The 16605-nt window shown below is 40.9% G+C and carries 15 protein-coding genes and 2 tRNA genes; 3 read left to right on the forward strand and 14 right to left on the reverse strand.

What is annotated here, in order from left to right:
- Positions 1–111: 111 nt before the first annotated feature.
- Both B3139_RS11045 and mnmA read right to left on the reverse strand, forming a co-directional pair.
- Positions 112–1176, reverse strand: a complete 1065-nt coding sequence (locus B3139_RS11045; protein WP_293882941.1) for a PA0069 family radical SAM protein — start codon at positions 1174–1176, stop codon at positions 112–114.
- 226 nt (positions 1177–1402) lie between these two features.
- Positions 1403–2494: a tRNA 2-thiouridine(34) synthase MnmA gene (gene mnmA / locus B3139_RS11050; protein WP_293882942.1), complete on the reverse strand. Its 1092-nt coding sequence runs from the start codon at positions 2492–2494 to the stop codon at positions 1403–1405.
- 187 nt (positions 2495–2681) lie between these two features.
- Here mnmA and B3139_RS11055 point away from each other — a divergent pair.
- Together B3139_RS11055 and B3139_RS11060 are read left to right on the forward strand one after the other, a co-directional pair.
- A tRNA-Phe gene (locus B3139_RS11055) sits at positions 2682–2754 on the forward strand.
- A 42-nt stretch (positions 2755–2796) separates the two neighbouring features.
- Positions 2797–2869, forward strand: a tRNA-Phe gene (locus B3139_RS11060).
- 127 nt (positions 2870–2996) lie between these two features.
- Here B3139_RS11060 and B3139_RS11065 read toward each other — a convergent pair.
- The 7 genes from B3139_RS11065 to fucP form a co-directional block, all read right to left on the reverse strand.
- Positions 2997–3788, reverse strand: a complete 792-nt coding sequence (locus B3139_RS11065) for an SDR family oxidoreductase (RefSeq protein ID WP_209577861.1) — start codon at positions 3786–3788, stop codon at positions 2997–2999.
- A gap of 180 nt (positions 3789–3968) precedes the next feature.
- A complete protein-coding gene (locus B3139_RS11070) occupies positions 3969–4796 on the reverse strand; it encodes an amidohydrolase family protein (protein WP_293882945.1) in 828 nt (275 codons plus the stop codon).
- Between the two features lie 24 nt (positions 4797–4820).
- On the reverse strand, positions 4821–5678 hold the full coding sequence (locus tag B3139_RS11075) for a fumarylacetoacetate hydrolase family protein (protein WP_209577859.1): 858 nt from the start codon (positions 5676–5678) through the stop codon (positions 4821–4823).
- A 40-nt stretch (positions 5679–5718) separates the two neighbouring features.
- Positions 5719–6483, reverse strand: coding sequence for an SDR family NAD(P)-dependent oxidoreductase (locus B3139_RS11080; RefSeq protein ID WP_293882948.1), 765 nt, complete (start codon positions 6481–6483; stop codon positions 5719–5721).
- A gap of 218 nt (positions 6484–6701) precedes the next feature.
- Positions 6702–8363: a UxaA family hydrolase gene (locus tag B3139_RS11085; protein ID WP_293882950.1), complete on the reverse strand. Its 1662-nt coding sequence runs from the start codon at positions 8361–8363 to the stop codon at positions 6702–6704.
- Complete coding sequence (locus B3139_RS11090) at positions 8363–8695, reverse strand: L-rhamnose mutarotase (protein WP_209577856.1); 333 nt, start codon at positions 8693–8695, stop codon at positions 8363–8365. Before B3139_RS11090 ends, B3139_RS11085 begins: the two co-directional genes overlap by 1 nt.
- A 10-nt stretch (positions 8696–8705) precedes the next feature.
- The gene (gene fucP / locus B3139_RS11095; protein WP_209577855.1) at positions 8706–9971 is read right to left on the reverse strand and encodes an L-fucose:H+ symporter permease; all 1266 of its coding nucleotides are present in this window, start codon (positions 9969–9971) and stop codon (positions 8706–8708) included.
- Between the two features lie 143 nt (positions 9972–10114).
- Here fucP and B3139_RS11100 point away from each other — a divergent pair, with 143 nt between their 5' ends.
- A complete protein-coding gene (locus tag B3139_RS11100; protein ID WP_293882953.1) occupies positions 10115–10978 on the forward strand; it encodes an AraC family transcriptional regulator in 864 nt (287 codons plus the stop codon).
- On the opposite strand, the gene B3139_RS11105 is transcribed toward B3139_RS11100, so the two are convergent.
- The 5 genes from B3139_RS11105 to hpf all read right to left on the reverse strand — a co-directional run bounded on the left by B3139_RS11105 (position 10967) and on the right by hpf (position 16595).
- Complete coding sequence (locus B3139_RS11105; RefSeq protein WP_313448038.1) at positions 10967–11938, reverse strand: NAD(P)H-quinone oxidoreductase; 972 nt, start codon at positions 11936–11938, stop codon at positions 10967–10969. The genes B3139_RS11100 and B3139_RS11105 overlap by 12 nt on opposite strands.
- Entirely contained in the window at positions 11935–14607 is a 2673-nt protein-coding gene (locus B3139_RS11110; protein WP_293882955.1) for a TonB-dependent receptor, read from the reverse strand. Before B3139_RS11110 ends, B3139_RS11105 begins: the two co-directional genes overlap by 4 nt.
- A gap of 224 nt (positions 14608–14831) precedes the next feature.
- Positions 14832–15359, reverse strand: a complete 528-nt coding sequence (locus B3139_RS11115; protein WP_209577852.1) for a ferritin — start codon at positions 15357–15359, stop codon at positions 14832–14834.
- Between the two features lie 324 nt (positions 15360–15683).
- Complete coding sequence (locus B3139_RS11120) at positions 15684–16058, reverse strand: DUF6686 family protein (protein WP_209577851.1); 375 nt, start codon at positions 16056–16058, stop codon at positions 15684–15686.
- A 177-nt stretch (positions 16059–16235) separates the two neighbouring features.
- Entirely contained in the window at positions 16236–16595 is a 360-nt protein-coding gene (hpf, locus tag B3139_RS11125; RefSeq protein ID WP_209577850.1) for a ribosome hibernation-promoting factor, HPF/YfiA family, read from the reverse strand.
- Positions 16596–16605 lie beyond the last annotated feature (10 nt).

Genomic DNA, 16605 nt, shown 5'->3' on the forward strand with positions numbered 1-16605 from the left:
CTCAGTAAATATAAAAGCCTGATTCATTGCATGAATCAGGCTTTTTTGCTAAAATTTAAAGCGGGTATTCCTCCTCGAGAATAGCAAATTCATAATTGTCGCTCCAACCATCTAAAACAAACCCAGCTGCGTGCCTGCATCGGGTAAGCGGAAAAGATCCCTTCTCAAGGATGGAAGCACCCCATTATCCATATACTTCTTGACGGAAAGCTTAAATAAATGCTGTAAGCTCTCGGCCATATGGCCATCCCCTTTTATCCTTCGTCCGAAATCGGTATCGTTAATTTTTCCGCCATGGCAGGCTTCAATCCAATGCAATACTTTTTCAGCACGATCAGGATAGTTCTGATAGAGCCAATTCTTAAAGATGCCACCGATCTGTCCATTGAGCCGCACGATGGTATAAGAGGCTGTAATTGCTCCCGCATCTGCTCCCGAACGAATCAGATCTGAAATCTCATCACTATTGATCCCCGGAACGATGGGCGCCATCATCAGCATGACGGGTACACCAATCCCTGTCAATCCCTCAATCAATTTCAACCGGGCCGATGCCGTAGCCGTACGGGGTTCCATTTTCTGACGTACCTCCTCCCGCAACGAATTGATGGTCACGGCAACGGAAACCAGATTTAGTTCCGCAAGTTCGCGCAAGAGATCAAAATCCCGTCGCATCAGTACATTTTTACTGATGATAGAAACAGGATGCTGGTATTTAACCATCAATTCTAAGATCGATCGAGTGATGCCCAATTTTCGTTCAATAGGTTGATAACAATCTGTATTCCCGGAAAGCATAATCAAATCAGGCTGATAGCTCGCTTTCCTGAATTCCTGTTCGAGCAGCTGCGCCGCATTATGCTTTACCAAGATCTTCCGTTCAAAATCCAGTCCTGCACTGAATCCCCAATACTCGTGTGAATTGCGCGCGTAGCAATAAATACAGCCATGCTCACAGCCCTGATAAGGATTAATAGACCTTTCGAAACGCAGGTCAGGACTATTGGATTTGGATATAATCGATTTCGGATGTGTCGGAATAAACTGCGTTTTTGCAGTACCCAAAAATTCCTCATCCAGCCCCTCGACATGCTCCTGCACATATTGGTTCACAAAAAACTTGTTATTGGGATTAATCTGTGCCCCTCTACCCTTTAAATATTCCGACGAATTCATAGGTTAAAATTACTAATTATTTTAGTAAAAACAAAACAGGCAATAATTAGTTGAACTTTTAACCTTAAGGTGTAAAGCTAAAAATTGCTATTAAATAGGTCGATCAAACTCGTCTACCCTATAGTAAATTTAAATGGATAGTATATAGAATGAATAAAAAATCCCTATACTGTATCTACAGCATAGGGATTAAAACTCTTATTCTAAATCTCAGGTCAGATTCCTATTATTTCATTAAGAAACCACCACCGAGTAGATCATTCCCTTCATAGAAAACGGCAGATTGCCCTGGAGCAATACCTTTTACATTATGCACAAAGTCGATACGGACTTTATCATATTCTTGCGAAATGGTCGACAAGGCACCTGAATCTTTATAACGCACTTTTGAGATAGCTTCCATCGGTTGATCCAGTCCTGCATATTTCACAAAGTTCACATTACGAACGTACGCGTGTGACTTTTCAAGTTCATGTTCTTCACCCAAGACCACCGTATTACTTTCTGGAAGAATTTCGATCACAAACATCGGTTTACCTAAGGCAATACCTAAGCCTTTACGTTGACCGATGGTGAAATAAGGGTAGCCAATATGTTTACCGACGACGGTACCATCAGATAGGATAAAATTACCCGGACCAATTTGTTGATCCAATGTTGGCACCTTATGTCTCAAAAACGCACGGTAATCGTTGTCAGGAACGAAACAGATTTCGTAACTCTCCGACTTATTGGCCAGTTCCTTTTGTCCCATATCTAAGGCCATTTGGCGAATCTCTTTTTTCGTGAAAGATCCTAAAGGAAACTGGGTGCGGGCAAGGTTCTCTTGTGAAACGCCCCATAAAACGTAGGATTGATCTTTATTCTCATCTTTACCTTTGGAGATCACATAGCGGCCATTGTCGTGCATGCGAATATTTGCGTAGTGTCCTGTAGCGATAAATTCACAGTCCAATTTGTCGGCACGTTTCATTAAAGCCTCCCACTTGATATGGGTATTACACAATACACATGGGTTCGGCGTGCGACCAGCAATATATTCTTCAACAAAATTATCAATTACAAAGTCCCCAAACTCATCGCGTATATCCAATATATAATGCGGGAAACCATAGTTTACGGCTAATGTACGAGCGTCATTAATGCTATCAAGGCTACAACATCCGGTCTCTTTAGACGAACCACCTGCGGATGCATAATCCCACGTCTTCATCGTGATACCGATAACCTCATATCCTTGTTCGTGGAGCATAACAGAAGCAACGGAGCTATCTACCCCTCCACTCATTGCAACTAAAACTCTTCCTCTTTTACTCATCTCTATTTATTGAAGTGCAAAGATACAGCTTATTCCTTTTTCTGTATGTTAGTTTCTTGTAATTTTATCTCAATCAAAATCAACATGTTCGAAAAAAGTACGAAAATAATCTGCATAAAAGTTTTAGAATTCAAATTATCAGACTATATTTGCATCGCAATAGGGGAACAAACCCATAGCAAAAAGCGGTGCCATAGCTCAGCTGGTAGAGCAAAGGACTGAAAATCCTTGTGTCCCTGGTTCGAACCCAGGTGGCACCACGCTTCAATCTGATGATCACAGATTTAAATAAAAGGTCAACTGGTGCCATAGCTCAGCTGGTAGAGCAAAGGACTGAAAATCCTTGTGTCCCTGGTTCGAACCCAGGTGGCACCACAAAAAAAGCTTGTTCAAATGAACAGGCTTTTTTTATTTTAATAATACACTACTGCATAAATTTTGGAAATTGAACGAAAGTCTCACTTATGCTAAAGTCCAATTTCCAACATCCAATCGCTGTTTACTACGATTCAGCGATAATCGAACGGTCTAGATGCACATATCCACCATCGACATGAATCAACTGTCCTGTTGTATGGCTTGACTTATCGGAAAGCAGAAAGACTGTTGTATCGGCAATTTCCGCAGCTGTTGTCATCCGATGCCCTAACGGAATGCGATCCGTTATTTTTTTCAATGTCTCTTCTGGATTTGCTAAAGTTTGGATCCAGGTATCGTATTGGGGTGTTGCGCATTCTGCTACGATAATAGCATTTACACGAATCGAATAAGGCAACAATTCTACGGCCCATTCCCGTGTAAGCGCATTACGTCCACCATTAGATGCCGCATAAGCTGAGGTATTCCCCTGCCCTGTTTCGCCAGTTTTGGAAGAAATATTCACGATACTGCCTTTCGATGCTTTCAATGCATCCAAAGCATGATGGGCCATTAGGTAATAGTGAATTAAGTTCTTGTGTAGAGAAGCAACAAATTTCTCGTAATTTCCAGAAGCTAGTCCAACACCGTCATTCTGTCCGGCATTGTTCACCAAACCATCAATGCGACCGTATACTTCCAATGTCTTTTGGACCGCTCTTTCACAATCTTCGGGCCTAGACAACTCTGCTTCAATACAGAGTGCCTCAATACCAAACTGTTGGATTTCTGCCTTTACTTTTTCATTATCGGCCTGTTTACGGCCAACAATGACCGGAATAGCCTGTTCTTTAGCCAAAGCATGGACTACTGCGCGTCCGATGCCTTTTGCTCCACCGGTAACAATAATAACTTTATCTTTTAAATGAAGATCCATAATACTTTTATTGAATGGTTTGATTCATTGATTGTGGTTAACATTCGCAACAATGAACCTATTTCACTGGTTATTGATTAATTTATATTGACGTCATTGTGCCTATTAACTAGCTATATGACCAACAAAAGCTTCAGCATGCTATTTTTCATTTTCATAACATGCTGAAGCTTTTCTTTGTTAAAGATTATACACACGTATAGCGTTCTCTGCCCAAAAGGCATTCTTTTCTGCAGCTGTAAATTGCCCCAATTTATTTTCGACGATGGCAATACTCTCCTCGTAAGATGCCGCTAGGAGGCATACTGGCCAATCTGACCCGTACATGATACGTTTCTTCCCAAAACATAAAAATATATGTTCCACATATTGTTTGAAATCATCCAGCTTCCACCCCTCCCAATCGGCCTCTGTAGCTAGCCCCGAAACTTTACATACGACATTCGGAAAAGCGGCAAGTGCATCAATAAATACTGACCATTCATCAAATTCCTTTGATTTGATGGGTGGCTTTGCAATATGATCCAACACAAACTGAAGTTCGGGATTTTGTCGTACACAAGCGAGCGTTGAAGCGTAATGACGTGGGCGAATAAGCAGATCATATGTGTAACCATAGTCCGCCAAAGCTTTCAGCCCATTTAAAACTGCCGGACGAATGAGAAAATCGGGATCCGCTTCCCCTTCAACAACATGACGAAATCCTTTGATGACTGCAGTCGACTGATACGCGTCCAATTGTTGGCGGATATCTTGAGCCTGAAGATCTATCCAGCCCACAACCCCTTTTATAAAAGAGTAATCGTGGGCCAATTGAACCAAATAAGCGGTTTCCTCGTCAGATTCTTGCGCCTGAACAGCAATACTTCCTCCAAATCCATTCCGCTCCAGCAAGAACTGAATATCTAAAGGGGTAAAATCACGTTTTATAACTTGCATTTCTTCTGTAATCCAACTATATCTAATTGGATCGAATTTCCAGAAATGCTGATGGGTATCTATACGCATAATGAAAAGAAAACTTGTGAGCAATTAGTTTTTTGAATAGGCGACAACAGTCTGACGGGATTCACCAAGACCATCGGCTCCTAATTCGATCACATCGCCAGGCTTCAAATAAATAGGCGGATTAAACCCTAAACCTACTCCCGCAGGTGTGCCGGTTGAAATAACGTCGCCAGGCAACAGGGTCATAAATTTAGATACATACGATACAACATGTGCTACCGAAAAGATCAGATCCTTCGTATTTCCATCTTGATAGGTTTTTCCGTTTACCTTTAACCATAGACGTACGTTGTTGATATCTTTGATCTCCTCTTTTGTCGCCATAAAAGGTCCCATAGGTGCAAAAGTATCACATCCTTTTCCTTTATCCCATGTACCACCGCGTTCCAGCTGATATTCACGCTCAGAAACATCGTTGTGCAATACATAACCGGCTACATAGTCCAACGCTTCACCTTCTTCTACATACGATGCTTTCTTACCTATGACAATACAAAATTCGACTTCCCAATCGGTCTTTAACGAGTCTTTTGGAATCATTACGTCGTCATATGGACCAATCAACGATGTGGTCGATTTCATGAAGATGATTGGTTCGGCCGGAATAGGAGCATTTGTTTCCTTGGCATGATCTAAATAATTTAATCCAATACAAACAATTTTGGATGGGCGGGCAAATGGTGCTCCTATACGTTCGCTTTGGGGAACTTCAATCAACTTACCATCATTTGCTTTTACAAATTCTTCTAAACGAGCTATACCATTCTCTGCAAAGAATTGTTCATCATAGTCACCACCAAATGCGCTTACATCGTAATTTACGCCATCGATCTGAACACCGATATTCTCTTTGCCTTGAGCTCCAAAACGTATTAATTTCATGTTTATAGTATTGAGATAATAGATATTTATTTTTAGCTTATTAATTATTCAATTTAATAAAACCACCATCAATCGGGTAGTCATTTCCGGTAATAAAGGCTGCATCATCACTGCACAAGAAAAGGGCTAATTTTGCAATTTCTTCCGGTTGTGCCATACGGCCTATTGGCTGGCTTGCCGATAACTTTTTAAACATCTCGTCCTCTTTGCCTGGATAATTTTTTGCAATAAATCCATCCACAAACGGTGTATGTACACGCGCAGGGGAAATACTATTGCAACGAATCCCATAGGCCATGTAATCTCGTGCAACAGACATCGACATCGCATGGATAGCGCCCTTGCTCATCGAATACGCGAAACGGTCGGTGATACCCACCCATGCCGCAATTGAAGCGAGATTAAGGATTGCTCCTGAACCTTGTGCTTTCATCAAAGGCACCACAGCAGACAATGCATTATAAGCGCCTTTGACATTCACGTTAAAAACACGGTCAAAATCTTCTGATTGACAATTTTCTAAATTACCAACATGAGCAATGCCAGCATTATTTACTAAAATATCAATTTTTCCGATATTTTGTGCTATAGAAGTAATTTCTTGCTGATCAGTCACATTGCACCGATGAAGCACAGCTTGTCCTCCCGAAGCCAAGATCTCGGTAACCACAGCCTTGCCCCCCTCTTCATTTAAATCCAAAATATGAACTTTTGCTCCTTCTGCAGCAAATTGCAAACTGATCGCACGGCCTATCCCACTACCACCCCCTGTAATAACAGCTACTTTTTGTTCTAATTTTCCCATTTTCTATTTACTTATTAGCGTCAACCCCAAATTTCCTTAATCTGTCGATGCAACAAATTTCTCGCGTTGACTATTCTTTTTATGACTATTCAATCGTTTTACTTTCCAATAAAGGCATCTACTTTTTCACCTGACTTTTTCATTTATCGGCAAGTACTTCCTTTACCGATTTTTTCCAACATCAGGTGCTTCCGCGCAAGCCCTGTGGTATTTTATCGCTACAAAGAAACACCTCGACGCCAAGGGATGAAATCATCTTGCCCCAACAACACGGCCTTTGGCTGTATTCTGCCAGAAGCAACTTCAATCACATAATCCAAAATGCGGTGTGCGGCTTCCTCAATAGTTTCTGTTCCTTCGATGATCGTACCACAGTTTAGATCCAGTATATCCGGCATTTTCTCAAAAGTCTTAGTATTGGTCGAAAGCTTTACCACTGGAGCGATTGGGTTTCCTGTCGGTGTACCCAGCCCTGTTGTAAACAGGACAATATTGGCACCAGCTGCCACCTCTGCAGTGGTACTTTCTACATCGTTACCAGGAGTACATAATAGGTTTAATCCCGGGCGGTTAGCGAGTTCAGGATAATCGACCACCGCTATAACAGGCGATGTTCCTCCTTTTTTTGCAGCTCCGGCAGACTTAATGGCATCAGTTATCAAACCGTCTCGGATATTGCCTGGTGAAGGATTCATATAGAAACCTGAGCCGTCCGCTTCGGCTTTTGCATTATATGTACGCATCAACGACATAAAACGATCTGCTGTGGGCTCATCGATACAACGATCACTCAACTCTTGTTCTACACCACATAACTCTGGAAATTCCGCCAAAATCACAGAACCGCCTAAAGTCACCAAAATATCCGATACAAAACCTAGTGCTGGATTGGCAGAGATGCCTGAAAAGCCGTCTGAGCCGCCGCATTCCAAGCCGATACACAATTTGTCCAGCGGAGCTGGTCTGCGTTCATTTTGATCGGCTTGCATCATCCCTGCAAAAGTTGCTTTGATCGCCTTTTGCATAAGTTCCCTTTCGGTTCCCTCTTTCTGCTGCTCGAAAATATATAAAGGCCGATCGAAACCAGGACTTCGTTTTTCGATCTCCGCCTTCAAAATTGACGCCTGCGCATGCTGACATCCTAAACTCAACACGGTTGCCCCTGCCACATTTGGATGCGTGATATAGCCAGCCAAAAGGCCACATAGCGCATCCGAATCCATACGCGTTCCACCGCATCCCATCTCGTGATTTAAAAACTTGATTCCGTCAACATTTTTGAACAGACGGTCGTGCTCTCCCCCACTCGAATTCGCCAATAGCTCGTGGTTAAGGATGTCGTTAATATCCGCACCAGACTTATAGCGCTCAATCAAATCTTCTACCTCGGAAACATAATTATTTGCTTTTACTTTATAGCCGAGTTTCTCCTCAAAAGCAGTTTTTAAAGTCATTACATTCCTGTTTTCACAGAACACTAACGGAATAACCAACCAGTAATTTGCCGTCCCCACAGTACCATTGGAACGGTGAAAACCATTAAACGTTTTATCCTTAAAGGCCGAAACATCAGGTTTTGTCCAAGAGGTCTTCCGGTTACCCATTCTAAAATCTTCCGAAGCATGACGCAAGTTTTCAGTGGTAATAAGTTCACCTGCATTTAAAGGGATATTCAATTTTCCAACTAACACTCCGTACATCAATACTTCAGCATCTTGCTCCATGGGCTGGATGGTAAATTTATGTTTGGCAGCAACAGCTTGCTTTAATGGAAATTCTTTACCATTAAAAACAATCGTTGTTCCCTCGTCCAAGTCTTGTAAAGCGACAAGGACATTATCCATTGGATGGATCTGTAAATAGCGCTGTATAGCCATCATTATACTAATTCAAAAATTTTAGTCATCATTACCCATTTCTCCCCTGGCTTTGTCCCCGGAATTGCAGCCTGATATTTCCACATCAGCTGCTCCCATTCCTGCACCTTTTCATTGGCTTCATCCATAGCTGCTTTTCGCTCAAATGAAAAGTCGTCGCCCACTTCCATATTCATAAACAATCTATTTTCAAAACGATAGATTTCCATCTGCAGAACGCCGGCATCCAGAATCGAACGTTTTATTTCTGGCCATACCTCACGGTGATAATCCTCATACTCCCGGATCAATTGCGGATCATTCACGAGATCCAATGCCATAACATATCTTTTCATTTTAACTAATTTAATGTGATTTTAGACTTTCAGTTTCCACAATACTGACCCTTCTATTTTGGAAGGCAAACAACAGAACAACAATAAAACAAACCAAAGGCACAAAATAACCATATTGGAAATTTCCTGTTTTATCAGAGATAAAACCCAAAATTGGAGGTAACAAAGCACCGCCCACAATTGACATGACGATCAGACTGGATGCCGACTTCGTATCTGCTCCGATCCCCTGTACACCAAACGCAAAAATCGTTGGGAACATAATTGACATAAAGAAAGCGATACCAATTAGCGCATATAAGGTTTGAATGCCTGATCCGAAGATGACGAATAGGGATAAAAGGATGGCGATAAAGGAATAAATAATCAGCAGTTTGGATGCGGATACAAAACGCATAAAAAATGTACCTATAAATCGTCCCAGCATAAAAGCCAGTCCGGCAAATCCGGCGTAGTCAGCCCCCTCTTTACCCGATATGCCGGCAACTTCCGTAGCAAACAATACCAGAAAACTTAAAACACAAACCTGGGCTCCGACATAAAAGAACTGAGCCACCACTGCCCATCGAACATTTGTGTGACGAAAAGCATGAAAAAAACCTGCCTTACCTTCTTCTTCCGCATCTTTGATATCAGGCAATTTTGTAAAGAAAAACAAGGCTGCGATCAATAAAATCAATATACCCAATACCACATAAGGCAATTTTACAGAAGCTGTTTCGGACTGGATATAAGCCATTTTTGCCTGTTCAGCCAATTGCGCCAGTTCCTCCTGCGATTTAGGCTCATGAGATAAAATAAATTTCCCACCAAAGATCGGAGCCACAAAGGCTGCCAGACCGTTAAAGGACTGTGCAAAATTAAGTCGCTGCGCCGATGAAGCCGGATCCCCCAATATAGCGACGTAAGGATTGGCAGCGGTTTCTAGAATCGTAAGACCACAGGCGACAACAAATAAGGCTCCTAAAAAGAAAACATAACTGATCGTGTTGGCAGCAGGTACAAAAAGAAAACAGCCAATCGCAAAAAAGATCAATCCGATCAAAATGCCAGCTTTATAGCCGTATCGTTTCATAATAATACCTGCAGGAATGGCCATCACAAAATAAGCGATGAATACGGCAGAATCGACCAATGAAGCTTGAAAGTGCGTTAAACTAAATGCATTTCTCAAATGCGGAATTAAGATTGGATCTAGGTTATGAATAAATCCCCAAAAAAAGAATAAGGATGTCACCAAAATCAAGGCAAATGTGTAACTCTTTTTATTCGTCATATCTTTCAAATGGTTATAAGTAGTTATTTATGTAAAATAAGCTTAAAAATCCTAGACAACATTCAAGTATATTATCAAATTATTAAGCTATATTACCATATCCAAACTCAAATTGGTAACTTTACAGCATATATTTCACAATTATGAAAGCACAGCTGCTTCATTTAAACAGTAACCCTGAGCATTCATTCAATGCCAGAAGAGACAATACCCCGCAATACCACAACCTTTGGCATTATCACGAAGAACTGGAGTTGATTTATTTTGCTAAAGGCTCAGGTACTCAATTTATTGGTGATAGCGTTAGGCGTTTTGAATCGGGCGACATCACACTGGTGGGTTCAAATTTACCTCATTACTGGCTGTTTGATGCCATTTATCTGCAGCAGGAAAAAGCAGAATGCGCAGATATCCGTGTAATTCATTTTAAAGAAAACTTCTGGGGAAATGATTTTATCAATTTACCTGAAAATAAAGCCATCAAAGAGCTTATTCGGGTATCCAAGAGAGGCATTTCATTAGCAGCGCATAGCCGATTAAAAACTATGCAATTAATTGATGCTATTTTGACGACAACCGGCACACCACGTATTATTCATTTACTGGAGATCTTAACGTGCATTTCGGCCGAAGAAAAACATGATTTATTGACCAGCGCCACTTTTACCATCCAACTGCAAGATCAGGATGCCAACCGTATGCAGGTTGCGATGCACTTTATAGGTGAAAATTACCGCGACCAAATACGGCTGCAGGACCTTGCTTCGCTAACGGGTATGACACCAAATTCATTCTGTCGCTTTTTCAAGTCACAGACCGGAAAAACACTCTTTCAATTTCTGATCGAAATGCGCGTGAAGACAGCCTGCAATTTATTAATAGAAAACAAACAGACGGTGAAGCAAATCTGTTTTGAATCCGGTTTTCAAAACTTCTCCAGCTTTCACAAGTACTTCAAAACCGTAACCGGCACTACTCCCCTCAACTTTCAGCGATCAAAAGCTTAAGACGATCTTACCCAATAAGCTTGAGTCTTCCATCAGCCGATGAGCCTCAGGGGCCATAGCAAAAGGAAGCACTTGGTATATAGAAGGTTTAAAATGTCCAGCACTGAGCTTGGGCCATACCTGAGACCAGATCTCGTCACGTAGTATTTGCTTAAATTCGCGGTCTCGCGAACGCAGTGTACTTCCAGTTAAAAGGATGCGTTTTTGCATCAATTGCAGCAAATTCAATTCAACTTTTGCGTTTTCCATCGCGTTAATATACACCAGTCGGCCATCGGGGTTCAAGAGACGGATATTTTTCTCAAAATATGAGCCACCAATGCTGTCTAAAATAACATCCACACCCAGCCCCTTGAGCTGCTGCTCGAAATCTTCTGTTTTATAATTTATAGTTTTGACGGCTCCCAATGATGCGCAAAAACTGGCTTTCTCGGGTGAGCTGACTGTCGTATATACTTCCGCACCAAACAAAGAAGCGAGCTGAATTGCTGTACTACCAATCCCACCAGCACCACCATGTACCAAAAAGTGCTCACCTGTCTGCAATTTCCCCCGTCGGAAAACATTGTCCCATACCGTAAAAACGGTTTCTGGAAGTGAGGCTGCCTCGGCAAAATCCAGATGATCTGGAATAGGCAAACAATGCCCTTGATAGACTTTGGCATAGGTGGCATAACCTCCGCCCGCTACGAGTGCACAGACGCGGTCGCCGATATTCCACTCGGTGACATCCTTTCCTTTCTCAACGACAATACCAGCAATCTCCAAGCCAGGTATCCGAGGATTTACTCCGGCTGGCGCAGGATAACTTCCTTTACGTTGGAACACATCAGGTCTATTGACTCCTGCCGCTTTTACTTCCACTAAAACTTCGTATTGTCCGGGCTGCGGCATTTCCTCATCGCTAACTTGCAAAACTTCCGGCCCACCGGGTGCAGTAATAATAACAGCTTTCATCATGATTTTTTAGGGTATTTTTGTAATCTTATATTAAGGGAAAGCATAAAATAACGCGCCAGTCGATTATTACGGACATCCAAAATGTCATTTCCTAAGACGACACGCGAAATCCCGGTATTCTGGTTCATTAAATCGAATCCCTGAAAACGCAGCATACCGAGGTTATTCCGTCCAAAAGTATATTCCATATACGCATTGATTATCGTCGGGCTAATATTGTTCCACGAGCTTGAATATCCTGCGTTAAACTTTTGGGAAAGCTCAAGTCCCATCGTAAAATGTGTACCCAGATATGCTTTAGATCCCAGTCCAACAATACCCGAATGCACGGTGATATTATCTTGCACAGGCCAATCAAATGTCGCCCTGTTCAAGGAATAGTTACCATTTAATTCGGCTTCGAAGATATCACTCCAGGTATAGCGAAACTGAATCGCTTGAGTAAACAAGAAGTGTCCACCAAAGCTCTTCTTATCGTTTACATAAGAGATATTGTTATAATAATCGGCATTTCCGTTCAAGCTCATCTGCAGGTTATCGGACAATAACGAGGCTGTAAACAAATAATAACTCTTAACATCATAATATCCTTCTGTGTTGCGATAGGTCGTTTTTTGTATGGTCGAATTGGGATCAATTGTACGGTTGGCAACAATCTTATCATTCACCAGATTAAGAGCAAGACTAGCTTCAAAGTACTGACCACTGCGTGTCATTGATTTCCGGTATTTTGAAACAAAACTATGTGCAAATTCCGATTTTAGATCTTTATTTCCGACCACAATATTTTGTGTGTTGGTATTGTCCACCACAGGTTGTATTTGATAGAAACTCGGTTGATTATTACGCCCATAATAATCCATCGAAAGATCCTCCTCTTTGCTGAATTTCCATTTCAGTCCGGCAGAAGGTACAAGGTTCACATTGGAATAAGAGGTTTTTATCAGCTTGTCTGTTGAACTTCCTGTAAGCTCCGAAGGCTGAACCGCAAAGCCGAAACTCACTTTCACTTTGTCACTCAGATCTTGCCGATAAACCATACCGACTTTATTGCTTGCAAAAGCATAGTCGTACTTCAAACTCAGCGAATCCACCAAGAGAGGTCCATTGTCAAAGTTGTTGTCAAAAGTGGAACGTCTAGCATCAATCTTGGTATAGTCAAAATCGTAATTGATTTCTAAAGTCCCTCCTAAATCAACGGGTTCGACCAGGGACAGGCGACTTTGGATATTTTTATTTTCACTGCTGGAACGGACGCCTTGATTGAGATACGTCTCCGTTATTCTGGGCACATTTGAGCTACTATCGATTGCTTTATTAAAGTCGCGGACTTCCTCGTCTTTATCCAACGAATTAAAGTCAGTATGCAACGTATAAAGCACTTTCCGCCCCGGTTTGGTAAAACTTCTGACATAAAAAAGATCTAAAGCTGCCGCCGGACTTTCCGTGCTACTGCCCGCATCATAGTTACCCGTACTACTCAACAAATTATTTTGTATCCTCCTATCTTTCAACGTATTGCTTGTAGCATTGGTATAAGATAATTTGGGCGATATTTTAAGCTGATCTTTGGGAGACAGCTTGATATCAAAGTCCCAGTCCATTTTGTGTGTACGATCAATCGATTTTATGCTGTAGTTTTCAGAATTGCTGATCAAATTATTCCCCCCTTTCCCATATCCGTATATGGACTGCAACAAAGAATTTCCCTGGATGTAATTATTCCGCTGCGTAAAAGAATATTTACCACTGGCGGTCACATTTTTAGAAAGCGGACTGGAAAAACTGCCTCCTACGGATCCGATTTTATTCAGTCCATCTGTAGGGTCTGCAAAGTCGGCAAGTTCGCCCATTTCCCGCTCCCGCTCTCCACCATTGGGGGAACCAAAAGAAAAGAGGTTTGTGTTGGTATTGTTTACTGATGTGATAATAGAATATTCTCTTCCATCATTAAAGCGGTTCAGCCCAGCACTACCCAGATAACGATCGGCCGAACCACCGCCCAATGTGGCCTGTCCAAAAGTAATTTTCTTCTTATCATCTTTGAGGACGATATTGAGGATCTTTTCCGATTCAGCACTTTTAATTCCTTTTGCTGTAGCCTCGTCTCCATAAAAATCGATCACCTGAACACTTTTTACAAAATCTGCGGGTAGATTGCGTGTTGCTGTGAGCACATCGCCGCCAAAGAATTTTTTTCCATCGACCTTAACGGAGGATATAGGTTTGCCAAAGGCATAGACAGAACCATCCCTTGAAACCTGAACATTTGGCAACGCTTTGAGAGCCTCCTCCAACAGCGCGCGGTGATCGAATTGGAAGGCATCCAGATTAAATTGAACGGTATCCTGCTTATAGACGATAGGTTTATATTTCAGTACAACAACCTCTTTCAGCAGGGATACATGGGGGAACATCGTTAATTTTCCGACATCCAATGTCGCTGTTGTACTATTGTACAAGGGATAGCTACGTTCCAATATACTTAGGCCCAGCTGACTACAACTGATACGAATATCATTACCTTGCACACGGCTGAAATGAAAATAACCTGTATTGGACGTTGATGAGAACAAGGTATCGCGAGAGCTTGTCAGATGGACACTCACACCGTTTAACGGTTTTCCTGCTGTATCTACAACAATACCATACACCTCTTTTTTTGACACCTGCCCTAAGGCGCTTTTAGGTAAAAAAAACAAGTTCGTTATAGCTAAAAAAAGTACTAACCGGATAATATTCCCGTCCCTTAGTTCCATCAAACAGACTTTGCGATAATACAATTCAATATAAGAATTCTTAAGCTATTAACGTAAAAAGTTGTGATTTTGTATATAAAAAAACGAGCTGTCGGATAAACAGCTCGCTTTTTTATACCTATTTTTAAAAATTACTATTCACCTGGAAAACTAACTTTAAGAAGGTGTTTGTCAATTTCCCAACGGCCAGTACCTTCTTCACCGATTACATCGAATAATTCAAGAATGCGTCTTGCTACATACTCTTCTTCCACCTGCTCTGCCAAGAACCATTGAACAAAATTAAAAGTAACATAATCTTTTTCTTTCGCACATCTATCAGCGATGTTATTGAATTGTTCAGTAACAAACATTTCCTGCTCCAGTGTTTGTTCAAACACGCCACGGAACGACTCAAAATCTTGAGGAATACCGATCACCTCCGGAGAAATTGCACGTCCACCGCGATTGTTGATATAATTGAAAAGCTTCAACATGTGTTCACGCTCTTCGTTGGATTGCTTTGCAAAAAATTCTGAAGCGTTTTCCAAACCTTGATCATCACACCAAGATGACATAGCCAAATATAATGCAGAAGAGTGAGCTTCAACTTTAATTTGCGCATTCAATATATTTTCGATCTCTTCTTTCAAAGAAGATTTTAATTTCAATAAATCTTTCATATTTACCTTAAGTTTAAATTCTAAAACATGCACAGGTGAAACACATCCTCACCTGATTGTATCACAAAGATACAGCAGAACTTTAAAATTTGTATCAAGAATATGTAATACGAATTCAGTCTAAATTAGGCCAAGCGGGCACAACTTGTTTAGAATCAATACAATTACAAATACAGCTCATCAATACTTTCGATAAGCGATCAATAAAACGATTGGAGACATTATTGTTGAAAATAGTGTATGGCAACAAAAGAGAAAGGACAGCAGTATGAACTGCTTGTTTAAAATAAAAATTAGCTTAATACGATTCGTTTGATGTATTTACTACGCAAAAACTGCAAATGGCGAAACCTGAAGACACGTTCTGATTACGCTATTCAGCTCGATCATAAATTTAGCTCCGTCTAATAATTCACGTAACTGAAGCACATCTTCTACCGCTAAGATGAAACATCTTTCCGTACGGAAGGGCATGATGATTTCGAAATCCGACGAACGGGTAGTGTCATGAAGCATATGTTCGACATCAATGGCATCTATACGTTTTTTGAACATTAAAAAATCAGATACCGAGAAAGAAGTAGTCTCCTTATTATATTCCAACCAGAAACAATTTTTGCGGCTACATTGATAGACTTTACCTGTTGTAGTTGAAAAAACTTCCTCCACCTGTGCTAACGGACAAACCAATTCTGACATTTTTATTTCGCTTATCATTTAAATCGATCAAAAATAAATATTATTTATAATCAATCCAACTAAAACTGTAGATTATTTTGATTTAATATAAATAAGCCTTTTAATTCTTCACTATCCATAAAAAAAGAGGCCAGTTGATACTGACCTCTTACATGAATAACTTTATTTCAATCGTTTTTAATCGTATTCTTCTTCCTCTTCTTCCTCTACTACAAGAACGTCATTACGACTATTAATCACGGTATTTTTAGTTTTTGTTTTATGCTTATTTATCTGTCTACGAAGAGATTCCACGGCAATATCTGTTGCCTCTTCAAAACTTTTTGCCTGCCCCTTTGCAAAAAGCTGACTTCCTGGGATATTCAATTTAATTTCCGAAATTTTGTTTGCCTCATCATCGACATTTTCCAATCGCAGATAGCATTCGCCACCAATAATGGAATCCAAAAACTGCTCCAATTTTCCTGTTTTCTTTTTAATAAAATCGATTAGCTTTTGATCAGCAGTAAATCGAATAGATTGCACAGTAATGTTCATTTTTCCTCCT

This window comes from Sphingobacterium sp. UBA1498 (assembly GCF_002325125.1).
Taxonomy (GTDB): domain Bacteria; phylum Bacteroidota; class Bacteroidia; order Sphingobacteriales; family Sphingobacteriaceae; genus Sphingobacterium.

Coding starts and splice junctions, on each gene's coding strand:
- B3139_RS11045 (WP_293882941.1), bottom strand. CDS start 1,176: ATGAATTCGTCGGAATATTTAAAGGGTAGAGGGGCACAGATTAATCCC.
- mnmA (WP_293882942.1), bottom strand. CDS start 2,494: ATGAGTAAAAGAGGAAGAGTTTTAGTTGCAATGAGTGGAGGGGTAGAT.
- B3139_RS11065 (WP_209577861.1), bottom strand. CDS start 3,788: ATGGATCTTCATTTAAAAGATAAAGTTATTATTGTTACCGGTGGAGCA.
- B3139_RS11070 (WP_293882945.1), bottom strand. CDS start 4,796: ATGCGTATAGATACCCATCAGCATTTCTGGAAATTCGATCCAATTAGA.
- B3139_RS11075 (WP_209577859.1), bottom strand. CDS start 5,678: ATGAAATTAATACGTTTTGGAGCTCAAGGCAAAGAGAATATCGGTGTT.
- B3139_RS11080 (WP_293882948.1), bottom strand. CDS start 6,483: ATGGGAAAATTAGAACAAAAAGTAGCTGTTATTACAGGGGGTGGTAGT.
- B3139_RS11085 (WP_293882950.1), bottom strand. CDS start 8,363: ATGATGGCTATACAGCGCTATTTACAGATCCATCCAATGGATAATGTC.
- B3139_RS11090 (WP_209577856.1), bottom strand. CDS start 8,695: ATGAAAAGATATGTTATGGCATTGGATCTCGTGAATGATCCGCAATTG.
- fucP (WP_209577855.1), bottom strand. CDS start 9,971: ATGACGAATAAAAAGAGTTACACATTTGCCTTGATTTTGGTGACATCC.
- B3139_RS11100 (WP_293882953.1), top strand. CDS start 10,115: ATGAAAGCACAGCTGCTTCATTTAAACAGTAACCCTGAGCATTCATTC.
- B3139_RS11105 (WP_313448038.1), bottom strand. CDS start 11,938: ATGATGAAAGCTGTTATTATTACTGCACCCGGTGGGCCGGAAGTTTTG.
- B3139_RS11115 (WP_209577852.1), bottom strand. CDS start 15,359: ATGAAAGATTTATTGAAATTAAAATCTTCTTTGAAAGAAGAGATCGAA.
- B3139_RS11120 (WP_209577851.1), bottom strand. CDS start 16,058: ATGTCAGAATTGGTTTGTCCGTTAGCACAGGTGGAGGAAGTTTTTTCA.
- hpf (WP_209577850.1), bottom strand. CDS start 16,595: ATGAACATTACTGTGCAATCTATTCGATTTACTGCTGATCAAAAGCTA.